Raw genomic sequence first — 16,829 nt, 5'->3', positions numbered from 1 at the left:
AGTCTGGTAATTATATTTATACTTGCCTTGTTTATTTGTGGAGCAATCACAAAAAATAGACTCAAAAAGCAAGAGGAAAGTGATATAGAAAATAGGTTAAGGCTCCAAAGGGAAATTGTGAAACTTATTAAGGAGCTTAGGAATGAAAATAATTAAGTATTCTAAGTCTGAAGAATTTTTAAACATAGCCACCCACCTTTTGGGCTTTATCTTGACCCTGGTATTTTTCACCCCTATTGTAATTTCAACCTACAAGGGGGGAGACGTAGTGGCTTTCTTGGCATGGCTTATGTATTTTATTGCCATTGCCCTTATGTTTTTATCATCGAGTCTCTACCATTCGATGACAAATCCTCTTGCACGCACGATTTTTAGGGCAATAGACCACGGAGTAATTTACCTTACAATCGCAGGATCATACACACCGGTTATCTTAATTGGTATAAAGTCAACCTTCTCAATAATAATTTTTGTAATTATTTGGATATTGGCTATCACAGGGATTTCTATGAACATAATCGCCTTTGCAACAGGCAAGGAAGATAAGATAGGAAAGGCTTCAATGATAATCTACATGGCCATGGGATGGATTTCAATTTTGCTTTTATATCAAATTTATAAGCACATTGGGATTTCTTACATTTTGTTTTTGGTCCTTGGTGGTTTATTTTACACAATAGGTGCAGTTTTTTACGGAATCAAAAAAATTCCTTATAACCACGCCATCTGGCATATTTTTATCCTGGTTGCAGCCTTTGTCATGCTTTATGGCAATATAAAATATCTGGGATAATTGCAAGAAAAATTAATATAAGTATAATATTAGCAGTCAAAGACATAGACTGCTAATTTATTTTGGCAAAAATTCTCAAGGAGGATTAGATATGAAACAAGAATTTAAGGCTGAAGCCAAAAAAGTAATGGATCTTATGATTCATTCAATTTATACAAATAAGGAAATATTTTTAAGAGAGCTTATTTCAAATGCATCTGATGCTTTGGATAAGTTATATTATGAAGATTTAAAGTCCGATAAAACAACAAACAAGGACGATTATTTTATAGAAATCATTCCAAATAAGGAAGAAAGAACTCTTACAATCAGGGATACAGGAATCGGAATGGATGAGGAAGACTTGCAAAGTAACCTCGGTACCATTGCCAAATCTGGAACCGAAGCCTTTAAGAAGTCTGTAGATTCATCAGACATCAAGGACTTAATCGGTCAATTTGGTGTTGGTTTTTATTCTGCCTTTATGGTTGCAGAAAAAATCCAAGTTTTATCCAAAAAACACGGATCAAAAAAGGCCTATATCTGGGAAAGCGAGGATGCAGACGGCTTTACTATCAAGGAAGCATCTAAGGCTAGCACAGGTACTGATGTAATTCTTTATTTGAGAGAAAATACAGAAGACGAAAATTACGATATATATTTAGACCAAAACACAATCAGAGGTCTAATCCGTAAGTATTCAAACTATATCAGGTACCCAATCAAGATGGAAATTACTAAGACCAGGATTAAGGAAGGTTCTCCTGAAGATAAGCCAGAATACGAAGATTACAGGGATATGACCGTCCTCAATTCTGACAAACCAATCTGGAAGGAAGACAAAAAGAACCTCACAGACGAAGATTATATAAATTTCTACCAAGAAAGTCACTTTGGCTTTGATAAGCCACTTTCATGGGTACATTTCAAGGCAGAGGGCTTGGTTGAATTTAGGGCACTTTTATACATTCCGGAAAAGGCACCTTTCGATTATTATTCAAAAGACAGGCAAATTGGCCTTGAGCTTTACTCCCACGGAGTAAAAATCATGGACTCTTGCGATGAAATCCTAGACGATGCTTATTCCTTTGTAAAAGGTGTGGTAGAATCTGATGATCTTACCCTAAACATTTCAAGAGAAACCCTCCAACAAAATAGGCAACTAAGAGTAATTTCAAAACAGATTAACAAAAAAATCAACGCCCACCTCAAGGAAATGATGGAGAAAAATAGGGAAGACTACGAAAAATTCTACAAAGAATTTTCCGACTCTATAAAGGTTTCAATCTACGAATCCTACGGGGCAAATAAGGAAGATTTACAAGACCTACTTCTCTTCCATTCTAGAAAAGAAGATAAGCTAATAAGTCTTAAAGAATACAAGGAAAAGGCTCCATCAACAGCTGAATTTATCTACTACGGCACAGGCGAATCCCTTGAAAAAATCAAATCTTCTCCAGCCCTCAAAATGGTAGACGAAGATAAAGATGTACTTTTATTAGATAAGGCCCTAGATGAATTTTTAATCAAGATGCTAGGCGAATACGAGGGACTCAAATTTAAATCAATTACTGCAGAAGATGAATCTAAGGACGAAGACAAGGAAGATAGCGAAATCATATCCTTTATCAAAGAAGCCATGCCAGAAGACGTGGTAGACGTGACCTTCACAGACAAATTAGAAGACGTCCCATCCCTAATCAAAGAAAGGGGCGAAGTCTCAATTGAAATGGAAAAGACCCTCAAAAACCAACCAAGCGCCTTCGGCATCAAGGCAGAAAAAGTCCTAGAAATATCAACAAAAACCAAGGCTTACGACCTCTTAGAAAAAGCCTACAAGGAAGACAAAGACAAAGCAAAAATGATAGCAGGACTACTCTTAGATCAAGCAAGGCTCATAGAAGGCCTAGAAATCGAAGACCCTGTGGTATATGCTAAGAATATTTGGAAACTAATTTAATAAATGATTATAAAAGGAAAGTGCGGAATATCTGTGCTTTCCTTTTTAAAAACAATTTTCCAGATACTGTCTGGAGAATTGTCTTAATCATATTACTGTAAACTTTTATTTGTTGTCGATAAATAAAAGGTAAATCTTAGGCTAATAAAGGAGCTATAAGTGCAAACTGCTTTGTAAGACAAATTATCTAGATAAAAAACATTGACTATTTTTTTATTTTATGATATATTCAAAGTGAAAATACAACGATTTGTAAATATAAGAAAATATACGAAAATAAAAGGAGGTAGACTTTATGGAGTTTTCGGATGGTGAACTACTAGTAATGGAAGAGTTATGGAAGGGCGATGTCTTAGATGAAAATGGAGAAATCCAAGCCCTAGCCTTATCAAAAATATTGATGGAAAGGCACAATATAAGTAAAACATCTTGCTACACATTTTTTGGAAGATTAGTAGAAAAAGGGGCCATAGCCAGGAGATATCCTAAATATACAATTAGGGTCCTTGTATCAAGGGAAGATGCCCTACTAAACAAGCAAAAAGAAGCCTTTCACAAACTTTTTAAGGGATCGCTTTTAAATATTTGTAAAACGTTTTTACAAAATGAAGAAGTTACAAAAGAAGAAATAGAAGAAATGAAAAAATTAATAGCAAGCTTTGATGAAGAGGAATGCCAAGAGGAAGAAAAGAATGACACTAAGTCTAACTAGTGTTTTTATACTCGAAAAATCTATAAAAAGTCTTTTCTTATTAGCTATAATTTTCCTAGTTAGACCAATCTTAAATAAAAAAGCCTTCAGGTCAGCAAGCATTATTTTGTGGATGGTCTTATTAATCTACTTAATAAGTCCCTACGAACTTGAAATCGGAATAGAAAGTGTAAAGGGAAATAGCATCTTAATTGCCATAACAAACTTTTTTAATTCTTCCTTAGGATGGTTAGTAAATAAAATAGGCTCTATATTTTTTAAATTAAACCGTCTAATAGGTTCGGTTTTGATTTTTACTTATTTGGGAATGAAAATTTATAGATTCAATAAAGTAATGAAAGGGTCTACCCTTACCTACAACACTTTATGCAAGGAAAAAATAAGAGAATTTGGACTAAAAAGAAAAGTAGAGATTTATATAAATAACAATTTAAAAACACCCCTTACCTTTGGCATTTTAAAACCCAAGATAATCTTACAAGATCATATCTTAGCTGATGAAAAATTACTAAACCACGTTTTAATTCATGAATTAATGCACATAAAGAAATTTCATATTCTACTTAACCACCTGGTAAACATTGTAGCCTGCCTATATTGGTTCAACCCACTCTTATGGTTAAGCTTAAAATACCTAGACCAGGACATTGAAATCAACTGCGATAAGCTAGTGGTAGAAAACTTAGGCGACACAAGAAAAAATAGGAAAGCTTATTGCTCATCAATGCTAAAGCTAGTGGAAAGAGAATTTTATGAAAACAACCTATATTTAAAATTAAATCCTAATATAGAAAGAATGAATATTATAAAAAATTGGAAAAAGACCCTTCTTGGACTTATAAGTTTTATCCTTGCCTTTACTCTTTCTTTGCCAGCCTTCGCCAATGTGACCGACCTAAGTCAAGATAGGGTTGATACCCAAGGCGAAGTTGTAAATAATATTGAGGTTAATATTGATAATAGGGTTCAGAAAATAAGTGATCAAGACTATAAGAAATTAGAATTAGGAAAGCTATCTGTAAGAGAATCTGACCCAGCAAAGGTCAATGAAAAAATAAAGCTAGGAAGTTTTGAAAAGACCTCCTATGAGTTTGAGCTTAATAATGATAAGAACGAAGGTTTTATCATAAATTTAAAAGATATGTCTTGCTCCGGAGGAATTAAATATCAGGTATTTATAGAAGAAGATGGGGAAATCATCTATGATAAAAGATTTGCTTCAGATTCAATATTAAAAGTTAAGGCACAAAAGGGAAGTGCTTATATTATCACTGTTTCTAATGAGTATAATAAAAAATTATTGGGAGAAGTAAGTATAAATACTTATGCGAGCAAATAAGACGCTTATCAAGATAAAAACATATTAAGAATATTGTCTAAAATATTTCCTATGATAAATTTTAGGTCTTATGTAGTGCTTTAAGATTATAATTTATTACAAAATAAATCTCTTACGGAGGATTATATGTTTATAAGAAAAAATAAGTTGATTAGATTAATATCATTAGCGATACTATTAGTATTACTGTCTTCTTGTAAGAAAAGTAATTTCAAATTTTCAGAAAACAAAGATAAAATTGAATATGTTTTATCCTTATCAAGGATGCTGGAAAATCGTGCTGAGTTAATATTTATAGATAAGGATGGATCTATCATTGAACAAGCAAAGTACAAAGGGGCAAGTATAAATTCTCTAAATTATTTTGACAATAAAATATATATGCACTCGTATAGAACGAATGAGCATTTTATTTATGATGACAAGGGTTTTGAAAAATTCTCTTTAGAAAGTGAATATGCTGATTCTCCTAATATAACTACATGGTTTGTCAAAAAGGGTAAGGATGGTCTGATTGAAGGAATAAATGTCGGACTAATAGATACAGATTATTATATAACTAGCTTAGCTTATAGTAATGAAAAAGTCAGAAACGAGATTTTATTAAAATGGGAATATTTAGATGATGCAATCGAAGTAGATGGAAAAATATTTCTAGAAGCCTATAACGAAATATCCTCCAAATATAGGATAATTGTAATTGATAAAGAAAAAAAGACGTCTAATATAATAAATTTTGACAAACCTTATATAGACCCAGGCAAACAAATGATCCAGTTTAACGAATCTGTGGTTGATTATGGACATATTGGAAGTTCATCACTTTTGTATTTGATTGATTCAAATACTAATGAAAGTAAGGAAATTACATTTAAAAATGAAAATATATTGTATGTATTTGTAAATGACAATCTAAAAGTTATTACTAATAAAAATATATATGACTTAAACAGTGAATTAGAAATAGTTAATAAAAAAGAAATAGAAGATACAGATTTAATAAAAGATATAGAAGACAATAAACTTGGTTTAAGAAAAATTATTGATAAGGAAAATATTCTAAGCGTTCTTTATACATCAGAAGATTTTGATAATGTGGAAGTTGGTTGTATAAGAGAATATGACAAAAAAGATATGAAACTAATAAGAAACATAGATATTAAACTTGATGGAAGTAGGGAATGGATGGGAGAACAAGTAGATTTTATTAGTATTGATAATAAATAAAATTTACGGATGATTTTCAGACATGAAATTTTTATTGAATATTGAACTTTGAGTTGATAAATCTATGTAAGGTTGACATATTATAAGGTAGATCAAAGAGGTTATTATAATGAAATTTAGTTTAGATATATATTCTTTCTTAATGCTAAGTGTAATTGTAATAATAATTGTTTGTTTAAAGGATTAAAATAAAAGGGGAGCGATGTCATGAGAAAAATAAAAATTATAGTATATAGCTTATGCGTCATAATTTCTTTTCTGATTTTAGGAGAATTATATGTTTATAATTTAGATAGCTTTTCTAATGATTATATTAACTGTACTTTTGCTGTTAATCAAGTAGAGGATTTAAGTGTTGCAAAAAAAGATTTCGTAGACACAGCAGAAAAATATAATTTAGGAATTTTTGCTTTAGAAAACAAGTTACCAAAAGAAAAACGAAAAGAATACCATATCTATGGTAATGAAATTGGGCTTAAAAAACTTCAAAAAACATTTAATAAAAAAGGTGCTTATAATAGTCTAGTAGCAGGTGAAGCAGAGGTTATATTCCATGACTGGAAAGAACTAGAGAATGTAGATTCCTTAAAAGTATTGTTCTTCACCAATGATGCCGAAGATTTAACCCAAACAAGAGAGTTTAAAAAAGAACTTATCGATCAATACGGGGGAGGATTCCCAAAGTACTATGGAAAATCCAATACATTGAGAAACACAACTCTTCTCGTGTTGTCAATTGTTTATCTTGTCCTAATTTTGATAACTACATTCGAACTACAAATTAGCAAAAAAGAAAACTATATAAAGCTTATACAAGGTGTGGATATAGTAAAAAGCAATTTGAAATTATTTTTCAAAGATCAGCTAATTTTGGGTATGATTACAGCTATCTTATACCTTTTTATAAAGAGATTCTATTACTTAGAATACATAAGATACTATTTAGCTGTTGCATATAGTTTACAGTTATTGCTGGCCTTAATACTCTATATAAGAACAGCAAATAAAATTGAAAAAACTGGGATTCGTGCAGAAAACAATAATACTGTAGTAAAGATTTCATACGGAGTTCGAGTTATTGTCCTATTGATTTTAATACAGTTAATGTACAGCAATGGATTGATTATAAAAAACGGATTAGACTATGCTAAGCAGAAACCTTTTTTTGAAAATCATAAAGAATATTCCTACTATCAATTAAATTACCGAATTGATAATTCCTTGGGGAAAGATATTGATAATACCGACGATACAGCCCTTATTCATAAATACTTAAACGACAAATATTATGAACGTTCAATGTTGATGTTTAATTTTTCAAGAAATTTAGGTGGGCTGGAATCCATATTAGTAAATAAAAAAGCATTAGAGGAGCAAGAGATACATCTACCTCTCCATGACTTAAAAGAAGGAACAGACTTGGCTGTTTTTTACCAATCTGAATTATCTGATGATACAAAGGAGGAGATAGAAAGAGTTCTAGAGCTATACTATCCGTCCAATAGTAAAATTGATTACGTACAATATAAGGACAAGATAGAAATTATAGCAATCAATGATACCAACAGTTTGCTCCGAAGTGTTCTATTAGAGTCTCCTTTAGTAATTTTAGAAACAAGAAACATGGGGATTTCAATCAGCAATGCGGATGCTAGGCTCTATTATGCCTATTCAACACCCTATGATATAAGTGGTCAAGAATATGAAGAACTAATTGAGAAGTTTCAGCTAGAAAATCAAATAGCAAAACGAACAAACATATATGATGTATTTACATTTGAGTTGAATAATATACGACGTAATACGACAATGTTATTATTTATGAACCTGCTATTTTTAGGCTTAAACTTTTTGATTTTAGCTTTTATAATAAGAATGAAGTACTTTTTGCGTCGTAAAGAATTTGTATTAAAGACAATTCTTGGCTATAGCATTTTTGAAAAAAACAAAATATTTTTATTAACTCAAGCATTGACTGTACTTATCAGCTTATTGATCAGTTGTCTTATTTATATACATCTATCTGTCTTTAACTTTAAAGTGTTTATGATTCTTGCGATAGTATTGATAACACTGGAAATAATCTATACTATGATTCAAGTAAAGAGTAAAGAAGAGATACTTCTTGCTCATATAATAAAAGGAGGTCAATGAAAGTGATACAGATAAAGAATTTATGTAAGAACTTTGATGAACATGTACTGTTCAAAAACTTCAATTTAATAATTAATGATGGGGATTTCCTTTGTATCTCTGGAGATAGTGGGACAGGGAAAACTACCTTATTAAATATGATCGGTCAACTAGAGCCATATCAAGAAGGAGAAATCCTATTTGAAGGAAAACCAATTGAAACTAAAAAGGATAAACTCGATTTATTCAGGAAAAAACTTGGGTTTATCTTTCAGAATTTCGTGTTAGTAGAAAGCAAAACAGTGGAAGAAAATCTAAAGCTTATAAGAAAAGAAGATCGTACGGATGTAAGTATAGATTCTGCATTAAAAATGGTAGGTCTAGATGATAAAAAAAACAGTAAGGTATATACTTTATCAGGTGGTGAACAACAGAGGGTCGCTATGGCTAGGTTGTATTTAAAAGAATGCAAATACATACTTGCAGACGAGCCGACTGGGTCTCTAGATAGAAAAAATGCGGAAAAGATATTTGAGATTTTAAAGCAGTTAAATGATATTGGAAAGACAATTATCATTGTAACACACGACGAATATCTAAAGAGTAAAGTAGAGAAAAGGGTGAATCTCAATGAAATGTAAAGATAGAAAAGTTTTATCTAAATTTATTTCAGCTATCTTAATTATAGTTTTGGTATTTCATCTCTTGTGGTATATAAATTACTCAAAGTTCCCAAAAGCAAGCGGTTATGAACTGGGTGTTAAAAATTACTATAAAGAATTTGAGGAGTATATTATCTCTTATCATCCTCCCCAATATCCAAGCTTTACTGGGAACTATGCCATAAGCGACTATGAAGAAGATGTTCAAATAATTTTTTGGCCTAAAACACTAATGAAAAAAGAATCTGAAATCGGTGTAACACTATGCAATAAGGAGAATAATACCAGTTACTCATTTTATGTAGATGATCAATTTAGATATCTAGCAGATAAAAGTACTCTTGATGAACCTGAAGAAGAAATAGCTTTGAAGTTGTTAGAAAAGAAAGAGGGTAAATTAAAAGAGTATATGACGGTCTTGTTAGACGAAATAGAATCTAAATAAGAGACAGCGGGTGAAGCTGCTAACGCGGCAGGTGCAGCCATTGTTAAAGTTAATATATTAAACCTTGCAATAGATAATTGTTAGAGAGTTTGGAGGCTTTAACAGTGGGAAACATAGATTAAATTTGATTTCAATATCTAAGATATTGAGGCCAAATAAAATTATGTGAGGAGGATTTATATGATGTTGAGAAAGTTATTAGTTAAACCTTCTGTCTCAATAATTTGTTTAATATTAACATTAATATTAGGCATTGTTGGAAACTATGTATGGGTGACTTTTCGAACAGGAAGTGGAGAAATAATAATTAGAAAATATAATTTTCTATCAGCAACAATATTTGGATATGGATTACATTTTCCTTTAATTGTTATCATTATAACGATGAGTTTGTTGTTACTTTCGATATTGAAATTGGTTAGATCTTCAGCTAAAATAAGGTTTAAATTTTTAGTCATATTAGTTGTTATAGACATTGTTTGTATTATTCTACCTATTCTAATAGGAATGTAAATGCTTAATATGGGTATTGTGTGTATGCTTGCATTGTTGATTTGCAATTTGATTTCAAGTTTGTTGAAATTAAATGATGAAATCTTAGCTACTAAAGGACAAGCATAAATAGAATAGAAACAGGTAAAACAATTCCGAGCTAAAAAACTGCTAACTATATAGAAAACGATTTAGGTGTTTGTATATATAAAATATTTGACTTAGATTAAAAGTAAACTTTTAGTAGTTTAAATTGTAGTTGATAATTGCGTGTTAAGATGTGTACATCAAATAAATGAAATTGGGGTGAACTTTATGAACTATAGTAATCCTCAGAGGTATAAGAATAGCGATTAGTTTAGATGCTATATTATAGAATATAGCTAGAAACAACAGTTGGAAAAATAGATAATATTTGATTTTAATGTCAAATATATTAAGGTTAAACAAAATTATATGAGGAGGTATGAAATGAAAAAAAGATTTACTCTATTAGTAGCCATAGTGATGCTGTTAAGTACAATTACAACAAATGTATTTGCTTCATCAGCAAATAATAATTTAGAACTTAGCCCTAAAGAATTGCAAGAGTGGTTTAATGGTCTAAGTAAAGAGGAACAAAAAAGTGTAAACTATGATCTATTACAATCACTTAGATTGTCGGATAAAGATATAAAATGGTTAAGCTGGTATAATTCTCTTCCTAAAGAGGCACAACGAGCCGTGAACTATTTTCCAAGTCAACTTTTAAAAGTGTTCAGTGCTAATGAAGTTTCAAAAGTTGATATTGTAGACTTAAAAGCACAAGAAGATAACCAGGAAGAAGCTAAGAAACCAGCTAGGAAAGCAGGCAAAAACGCTAAAACTGGTGTCGCTGGAGTGGCTGGTGTCGCTGGAATCCTTACAGCAGCATCAGTTGCTTACGGAGCGAGTAAAAGAGACTAATAATATAAGTAATTTAACACTTATGTTTTATGTTAGTTTACTTGTTGTAATCAACAGTTTAATATTACAACTATTAAACCCAATTAGTTATAAGAATGGAAATATAAATACCTGACTTTAGAGATAATTAAATTCAAGTTTCAAAAATATAGTGTGTTAAACTATTTTTGCATGTGGAGAGGAAATAAAATTATGAAAAAGAAGGTTGTTTTCTCAATAATTATGCTGGTTATGGCAGTAACAATTGGGAATTTATTCTCATCAACATCAAAGATTGACTCGGAAATACACAAGGATAAATGGAAAGAGCTTGAATATTCTGATAAAGAATATAATATTGAAAGCTTTCATAAAGATTTGTTAGAGTTAAAACCTGGCATGAATAGCGATGAAGTTAAACTATACACCCAGGATTATATAGATGCATATAATATGTTTAAAGACATTTATCCTGAGCTTTCTAGTAAAGAAATCGCTAAGAAGGCAAGTTCTAGCTTATTAAATAAAATGGATTATTTTGTTGATGATTATGAGTATTATAAAAGTAAAAATGGCAAGGCTTCTTATGAGCCAGATGGATATGAGCTAGTTGTTAACTATATTAATGAGAAACTAAATCCAGGATATGAAGCGACACTAGATACAACTGAAAAGAATATTGAAATCTTAAAGAAAAATCTTGATAAAATGAACAAATCGGATAAAGACTTGGCTATGCTATATATCGAGGATATGGAATTAGAGGAGAAATTAAATGGTTACAAATAAAAAGAATGTTTTAATCATATCAATAATGTCTTTTATTGCTGTTGTTATTATATTTTTATACTTTAATAATGACAAGAGCCATAAAAAAATAAGGGAAATTTTACCGGAAAATTATTATGAAATAGAGTTTTGTGAAGGAGATGCCTATAAAAAAGTAAAGTTTACAAAAGAAATAAAAAAAGACCTGTCTGATTTTTTGATTGCAAATGATATTAAAGAGTTAAAAAAAGATAATTGGTTAAAGATAGAACCAATGAAATTTATTAAATTTGTAAGTGATGGTAAAACTAAGTTGTTGATTTATACAGAAAATGATAATACTTATATAGAATCTTATGAAAATGGCAAAATAGTTAAGACATACATTATAGAAAGTGATGTTACTGAGAAAATTAAAAATATAATAAAAAATTAAAATTGATTATACGAATTCAAGAAAACATCTTATAAAGCAAATTTTCGTGATATAATTATTATAATAAGAAGAACTTTAAATAAGGAAATATTTTGATATTAAAAGATAAGAAAACAAAGCGATAAGGTGTAAGAGATGAAGAAAGAAAATAGAATTGATATGAAGAAAACGTTTGTTATTATAGCTCTAATCGCCACAATAATTGGGGTTGTTTTCTATACGACTAAAAATGAAAAGCTTTCAAACAAAGAAACGGCTTATTATATAGTTAATTCAGATATGTTGAAAAAATCCGGAGGTCTTACTGGACTTGATATTGATGGGGGAATTACCAGCGAAGAAAAATTAAAAATCCAAGATGTTACTAAGTTTTTTTACCAAGATAAGAATTTTATTGCAGGTGGGCATAGGGCGAACAACAACCTAATTATTGATAAGGATGGGAAGGTAAAAGAGTTTTCCTTGCTAGATAATCCGAATTATTCGGGGGTAACGGCTCTTACATCAGATGGAGAAAATGTTATAGCCATAATGAATGGCAACCTTGCTGATAATACTTACCAGAATTTGTTGGTAATTCAGGATATAGAAGGAAATGTGAAAGAGAAAAAGATTTTAGATATTTATGCATCAGATGCGATATTTTCTGGTGATAAAATTTATATAGTGGGTTCTTTCTTACAAGCGGATAAAGATCTCTGGTCCAGCAAGATAATCTCTTATGACTGTAGCAATGGTGAAATAAATGAGAATATAATATCTAAAGATAGTCGATATGAGAAAGGTGTGATTATAGAGGATAAGATATATTGTCAGTCTGCTAATATGGATAACGAGGCAAGAAAAATAGATGTGCTTGATAAAAATACTTTGAAAAAAATCAATGAGTTAGAATTTGATGATTTAATTGACGGTATTTTCGCATTTAAAGAAGACCTTTACGGCATATTTGATAATAAGATTTGCAAGATAAGTTCTAATAATGAATTAACCAATCTATATTCTCTTTCAAATGACAAATATGTGGAAAGTTACATTATAGATGATGAAAACCTATATGTTTATTCAAGAACTGAAAATCCAACAAAGGAAAAAGGAAAAATTAACCTCGGAAATATTACGAAATACAATCTTAATAGTGGAGAAAGCCTTGAAACACCGATCTTAATTAGAAATAAAAATTATGACAATATAATTTTTTATCCTGTTAAGTAGGGTGGTTGAAAAAATTAAGGAAGGTGGATTTTATGAATTATACTAAGTCTTTGAGTTTTAAGAAAGTTTTGACTATTTTGATCGGTTCCTTTTTGCTTTCTGTTATGTTTTTACTGACAAGTTGTAGCAAAGAGCCTGTATCAGAGAACAAAGAAGTGGAATTTCCTTTGGATGATAAGGGATATCCACAAAACAATGTGGTAATGATAAACAACAAAGCTTATCCTATAGATCTTGTAGGAGAATCACATATGGGTTCTGAAATAGAAGTTAAGATGGATGGGGATAGCGATATTGTTGAGATTGTTCTTCCTCAACGTCTTCCTATTAATTATTGGAGCCTTGATGAAAAAGAAAATTTGAATTTAATTTCATATATTATGACTGATTTTCCAATAAAAAATGAGAATATGGTCGAAGGCCCATCAGCAGCTGTGCAAAAATTTGTGCTTAATGTTGCTAGAGAAGAAAGTCCAGAAATTTTACTAAAATGGGCGAATGTGGATGAAGTGGATAAGTTATTTAAGGATAAAAAAGCAGACTATCTCTTAAAAATAAAAGTAAGTTATTAGTAAATTTTTAATAAAAAGGCGAGCGGAGAAGAAAAATTTGAAAAGGAGATGACTTATGAAAAATATTTATAATATCTGTAAAACATGTCTTGGAATACTTTTTGCCTTAATTAGCATATATGTCATTAAAGAATGTGTTTTTGGCCACTATATTGAAGGGGTATTGATGGCTAAGACTTTGCCCCTATCAATTACCCTGATAGCCATAGCAATCTTATTTTTTGCTGTAGAATATAAAAACAAAGGCGAGTAGGTTTTGCCCTATAAAGGATAAAATAAAAAATTTTGAAAAACGATTAGGAATAGGATCTTAATCGTTTTTATATTGCTATAAAAATCACTTAGAATCCAGTATAGTAATCATATAAGAAATATCGAGGGAAGATTTTCCCTTTTTTATTGGAGGAAGTATGGAAGATATTAGAAAATCTGCCTGGCTTGAATTGACTGAGGCAGAATTAAAAGATTTGGACGTTTTTTCTAAGGATTATCTTGGCTTTATGGATAAGTCTAAGACAGAAAGAATGGCTGTTAAGGAAATTATAAAAAGAGCAGAAGAGGCTGGTTTTAGGCCACTTGAAGATCTAATTGCAGCAGGCGAAGCCAAAGCTGGGGCTAAGGCCTATGCTATTAATAGAAATAAGGCTGTGGCTTTATTTGTCCTTGGATCTAAGGACCTTGAAGAGGGTATGACCATTGTTGGTTCTCACCTTGATAGCCCAAGACTTGACCTAAAGCCAGTTCCACTTTTCGAAGAAAGCCACGCAGCTTATTTAAAAACTCACTATTATGGAGGTATCAAAAAATACCAATGGACAAATATTCCTTTGAGCCTTGTGGGTGTTGCCTTTACAAAAGATGGCAAAAAAGTTGAAATTTCAATTGGTGAAAAGGAAGATGACCCAGTATTTTTCATTTCTGAACTTTTAGTCCACCTTTCAGCCGACCTTAACCAAAAAAAGGCTGGCGAAGTTATAGAAGGTGAAAAACTCAACATCATGGTAGGATCAATTCCTCTTAAGGATGAAAAAGAAAATCCTATCAAGAAAAATGTTTTAAAATACCTAAAGGAAACCTATGGCCTTGAAGAAGATGACTTTATGGTTGCAGAACTAAACGTAGTGCCAGCCACCAAGGCTCGTGACGTTGGTTTTGATAGGTCTATGATTATGGCTTATGGCCACGACGATAAGGTATGCTCTTTTGCTTCTCTTAAGGCAATCCTTGAAGCGGGAGAAAATATACCAGAAAAAACTCTAGTAGGCCTATATGTTGACAAGGAAGAAATCGGATCTGTTGGCGCAACAGGTATGACCAGCCAATTTTTCGAAGATATGGTCCTTGAAATCTTAAATGCCCAAGGCAAAGGCAATATTGTTAGCCTAAAGAGAGCTTTGAGATCTTCTAAGGTACTTTCTGCTGACGTAACCCTTGCAGAAGATGCGGGTTATCTTGATGCAACAGAACCAATGAATACAGCCAAGCTTGGCCACGGTGTAGCTCTTACAAAATATACAGGCTCACGTGGAAAAGGTTGGTCAAACGACGCTGATGGAGAATATTTATCTGAAGTAATGCTTGCCTATGCAAAAGAAAATGCAATTTGTCAAACAGGCGAGCTTGGTAAAATCGATCAAGGTGGCGGTGGAACAATCGCCTATATTCTCGCAGAATACGGCATGAGCGTTGTTGACTGCGGTACTCCAGTGGTATCCATGCACGCCCCTCTAGAAGTAATTTCTAAAGCCGACCTTTACCAAACTTACAAGGCATATCTAGCATTCTTTAAATACATTTAAGATATTGAATTATACGCATTTACTAGGAATTAAAAAACTAAAAAAATATTTGACATTCGTTTTAGCTAGTGTATAATAATAGTTTTTCTTGACTAAAGTATTATCTGGAAGTATAATGATACAAGTATCAAATGGAAGGATGATTAAATGGCACAAAGATCAGTTCACGATATTAGAAAAGAAGTAGAAAATTCGGTGGGCAAGGAAGTTATCCTTAAAGCCGATATGGGCAGGAAGAGAGTTAAAACTAAGACAGGTGTCATTGTGGATGCATTTCCAAGTGTGTTTACAGTTAAGGTCAACAATGAGTTTGATGTAGAAAGAACTATATCTTACACTTATTCAGATATACTCACATCTCAAGTAAAGTTGACTACAGACAAATAAAAATACGGGACTGTTGGGAAAAACAGTCTCTTTTTTGTTTTTTATATAGAAATTTTTAGGAAGGTAGTATGAAATACGCAGATTTACACATGCACACCTCATATTCAGATGGGGACTACGATATAAAAGAAGTAATAGAAATGGCTGTGGGAGCAGGAATCAAAACCATGGCCATAACCGACCACGATAGGGCAGACCATTTTGATAAAATTAAGGAAATCGGCAAAGACTTTGATATCAGGCTAATAAAGGGCCTTGAAATATCTGCCTACGACTTTGATTCTCACAAAAAAGTCCACATAGTAGGTCTATTTTTGCCAGAATCTACACCGGAAATTGATAAATTAAATGCAATCACTAATACAAAAAGAGAAGCCTACCACCTTTCGCTTTTGCCAAAACTTGCCAAAGATGGTTTTGAACTTGATTACGATTATTTAAAAACTTTTGCAAAAAATTCTATAATTTATAAGTCTGATATTTTTTGGGCCATGAAGGCAAAATATCCGGAAAGGATGGAAGGAGTCGGTTTTAAGGATATTTTCCATGAAAAAACCACTGATTCCCTTGCCAGTACCATGGGTTATATTCCAGTAAAAGACGCAATAGAGGCTGTAAATGCTGACGGTGGTCTTTCAATCCTTGCCCATCCTCAAGAATATGACAACTGGGATGAGATTGAAAAATATAAGGAAATAGGATTAAGAGCTATGGAAATAAATCACTCCAGGATGAAGGACGGAGATTTTGAGAGGGCAAAAGCTTTTGCTAATAAACTCGATCTATTAATGTCAGGTGGATCTGATTTTCACAGGCTAGGCCGTTTTGAACTTGGAGATTACGGCCTAAGCGAGGATGAATTTAGAGCCCTAGAGGATGGATTTAGAGGAAATAATTAGTTAAGTTGCTTTGCCTAAAATTTTATAAATAGAAGGGGCTGTTGCAAAAGTCCTAATATAGAAAAAAGACGAGGAAACTAAACATCC

The 16,829-nt window shown here is 31.7% G+C and carries 17 protein-coding genes; all 17 read left to right on the top strand.

Annotated elements, in window-relative coordinates; translation table 11 throughout:
* The first annotated feature begins 142 nt into the window (after positions 1-142).
* The gene (locus RQ907_RS03430; protein ID WP_311492005.1) at positions 143-793 is read left to right on the top strand and encodes a hemolysin III family protein; all 651 of its coding nucleotides are present in this window, start codon (positions 143-145) and stop codon (positions 791-793) included.
* A gap of 91 nt (positions 794-884) precedes the next feature.
* Entirely contained in the window at positions 885-2,732 is a 1,848-nt protein-coding gene (gene htpG, locus RQ907_RS03425; protein WP_311492004.1) for a molecular chaperone HtpG, read from the top strand.
* Between the two features lie 295 nt (positions 2,733-3,027).
* On the top strand, positions 3,028-3,444 hold the full coding sequence (locus tag RQ907_RS03420; protein ID WP_311492003.1) for a BlaI/MecI/CopY family transcriptional regulator: 417 nt from the start codon (positions 3,028-3,030) through the stop codon (positions 3,442-3,444).
* A complete protein-coding gene (locus RQ907_RS03415; protein ID WP_311492002.1) occupies positions 3,425-4,783 on the top strand; it encodes a M56 family metallopeptidase in 1,359 nt (452 codons plus the stop codon). The genes RQ907_RS03420 and RQ907_RS03415 overlap by 20 nt, the downstream gene beginning before the upstream one ends.
* Positions 4,784-4,909: 126 nt before the next feature.
* Positions 4,910-6,010 (top strand): hypothetical protein, encoded by a 1,101-nt coding sequence (locus tag RQ907_RS03410; RefSeq protein ID WP_004828140.1) that lies wholly within the window; start codon positions 4,910-4,912, stop codon positions 6,008-6,010.
* A gap of 207 nt (positions 6,011-6,217) precedes the next feature.
* Complete coding sequence (locus RQ907_RS03405; RefSeq protein ID WP_311492001.1) at positions 6,218-8,164, top strand: hypothetical protein; 1,947 nt, start codon at positions 6,218-6,220, stop codon at positions 8,162-8,164.
* Positions 8,161-8,784, top strand: a complete 624-nt coding sequence (locus RQ907_RS03400) for an ABC transporter ATP-binding protein (protein WP_004828146.1) — start codon at positions 8,161-8,163, stop codon at positions 8,782-8,784. The genes RQ907_RS03405 and RQ907_RS03400 overlap by 4 nt, the downstream gene beginning before the upstream one ends.
* Positions 8,774-9,250 (top strand): hypothetical protein, encoded by a 477-nt coding sequence (locus RQ907_RS03395; RefSeq protein ID WP_311492000.1) that lies wholly within the window; start codon positions 8,774-8,776, stop codon positions 9,248-9,250. Before RQ907_RS03400 ends, RQ907_RS03395 begins: the two co-directional genes overlap by 11 nt.
* A 963-nt stretch (positions 9,251-10,213) precedes the next feature.
* Positions 10,214-10,687 (top strand): hypothetical protein, encoded by a 474-nt coding sequence (locus tag RQ907_RS03390; protein WP_311491999.1) that lies wholly within the window; start codon positions 10,214-10,216, stop codon positions 10,685-10,687.
* Between the two features lie 192 nt (positions 10,688-10,879).
* Positions 10,880-11,455, top strand: coding sequence for a hypothetical protein (locus RQ907_RS03385; RefSeq protein ID WP_311491998.1), 576 nt, complete (start codon positions 10,880-10,882; stop codon positions 11,453-11,455).
* Positions 11,442-11,870 carry a hypothetical protein gene (locus RQ907_RS03380; protein ID WP_311491997.1) on the top strand — a complete coding sequence of 143 codons (429 nt, stop codon included), beginning with the start codon at positions 11,442-11,444 and terminating at the stop codon, positions 11,868-11,870. The genes RQ907_RS03385 and RQ907_RS03380 overlap by 14 nt, the downstream gene beginning before the upstream one ends.
* 135 nt (positions 11,871-12,005) lie before the next feature.
* A complete protein-coding gene (locus tag RQ907_RS03375; RefSeq protein WP_311491996.1) occupies positions 12,006-13,085 on the top strand; it encodes a hypothetical protein in 1,080 nt (359 codons plus the stop codon).
* A gap of 32 nt (positions 13,086-13,117) precedes the next feature.
* On the top strand, positions 13,118-13,657 hold the full coding sequence (locus RQ907_RS03370) for a hypothetical protein (protein ID WP_311491995.1): 540 nt from the start codon (positions 13,118-13,120) through the stop codon (positions 13,655-13,657).
* Between the two features lie 55 nt (positions 13,658-13,712).
* Positions 13,713-13,910 carry a hypothetical protein gene (locus RQ907_RS03365; protein WP_311491994.1) on the top strand — a complete coding sequence of 66 codons (198 nt, stop codon included), beginning with the start codon at positions 13,713-13,715 and terminating at the stop codon, positions 13,908-13,910.
* A gap of 157 nt (positions 13,911-14,067) precedes the next feature.
* On the top strand, positions 14,068-15,456 hold the full coding sequence (locus RQ907_RS03360; protein WP_311491993.1) for an aminopeptidase: 1,389 nt from the start codon (positions 14,068-14,070) through the stop codon (positions 15,454-15,456).
* Positions 15,457-15,603: 147 nt separating this feature from the next.
* Positions 15,604-15,843, top strand: coding sequence for a Veg family protein (locus RQ907_RS03355; RefSeq protein ID WP_004828169.1), 240 nt, complete (start codon positions 15,604-15,606; stop codon positions 15,841-15,843).
* A gap of 68 nt (positions 15,844-15,911) precedes the next feature.
* Positions 15,912-16,742: a PHP domain-containing protein gene (locus RQ907_RS03350; protein WP_311491992.1), complete on the top strand. Its 831-nt coding sequence runs from the start codon at positions 15,912-15,914 to the stop codon at positions 16,740-16,742.
* Positions 16,743-16,829 lie beyond the last annotated feature (87 nt).

Source organism: uncultured Anaerococcus sp. (assembly GCF_963510575.1).
Taxonomy (GTDB): domain Bacteria; phylum Bacillota; class Clostridia; order Tissierellales; family Peptoniphilaceae; genus Anaerococcus.
Note: the sequence above shows the minus strand (reverse complement) of the source record. Positions and strands in the feature narration are given on the sequence as shown.

Bases quoted from the DNA above. Each gene is read 5' to 3' on its own strand.
- RQ907_RS03430 (WP_311492005.1), top strand. From the start codon at position 143: ATGAAAATAATTAAGTATTCTAAGTCTGAAGAATTTTTAAACATAGCC.
- htpG (WP_311492004.1), top strand. From the start codon at position 885: ATGAAACAAGAATTTAAGGCTGAAGCCAAAAAAGTAATGGATCTTATG.
- RQ907_RS03420 (WP_311492003.1), top strand. From the start codon at position 3,028: ATGGAGTTTTCGGATGGTGAACTACTAGTAATGGAAGAGTTATGGAAG.
- RQ907_RS03415 (WP_311492002.1), top strand. From the start codon at position 3,425: ATGACACTAAGTCTAACTAGTGTTTTTATACTCGAAAAATCTATAAAA.
- RQ907_RS03410 (WP_004828140.1), top strand. From the start codon at position 4,910: ATGTTTATAAGAAAAAATAAGTTGATTAGATTAATATCATTAGCGATA.
- RQ907_RS03405 (WP_311492001.1), top strand. From the start codon at position 6,218: ATGAGAAAAATAAAAATTATAGTATATAGCTTATGCGTCATAATTTCT.
- RQ907_RS03400 (WP_004828146.1), top strand. From the start codon at position 8,161: ATGAAAGTGATACAGATAAAGAATTTATGTAAGAACTTTGATGAACAT.
- RQ907_RS03395 (WP_311492000.1), top strand. From the start codon at position 8,774: ATGAAATGTAAAGATAGAAAAGTTTTATCTAAATTTATTTCAGCTATC.
- RQ907_RS03390 (WP_311491999.1), top strand. From the start codon at position 10,214: ATGAAAAAAAGATTTACTCTATTAGTAGCCATAGTGATGCTGTTAAGT.
- RQ907_RS03385 (WP_311491998.1), top strand. From the start codon at position 10,880: ATGAAAAAGAAGGTTGTTTTCTCAATAATTATGCTGGTTATGGCAGTA.
- RQ907_RS03380 (WP_311491997.1), top strand. From the start codon at position 11,442: ATGGTTACAAATAAAAAGAATGTTTTAATCATATCAATAATGTCTTTT.
- RQ907_RS03375 (WP_311491996.1), top strand. From the start codon at position 12,006: ATGAAGAAAGAAAATAGAATTGATATGAAGAAAACGTTTGTTATTATA.
- RQ907_RS03370 (WP_311491995.1), top strand. From the start codon at position 13,118: ATGAATTATACTAAGTCTTTGAGTTTTAAGAAAGTTTTGACTATTTTG.
- RQ907_RS03365 (WP_311491994.1), top strand. From the start codon at position 13,713: ATGAAAAATATTTATAATATCTGTAAAACATGTCTTGGAATACTTTTT.
- RQ907_RS03360 (WP_311491993.1), top strand. From the start codon at position 14,068: ATGGAAGATATTAGAAAATCTGCCTGGCTTGAATTGACTGAGGCAGAA.
- RQ907_RS03355 (WP_004828169.1), top strand. From the start codon at position 15,604: ATGGCACAAAGATCAGTTCACGATATTAGAAAAGAAGTAGAAAATTCG.
- RQ907_RS03350 (WP_311491992.1), top strand. From the start codon at position 15,912: ATGAAATACGCAGATTTACACATGCACACCTCATATTCAGATGGGGAC.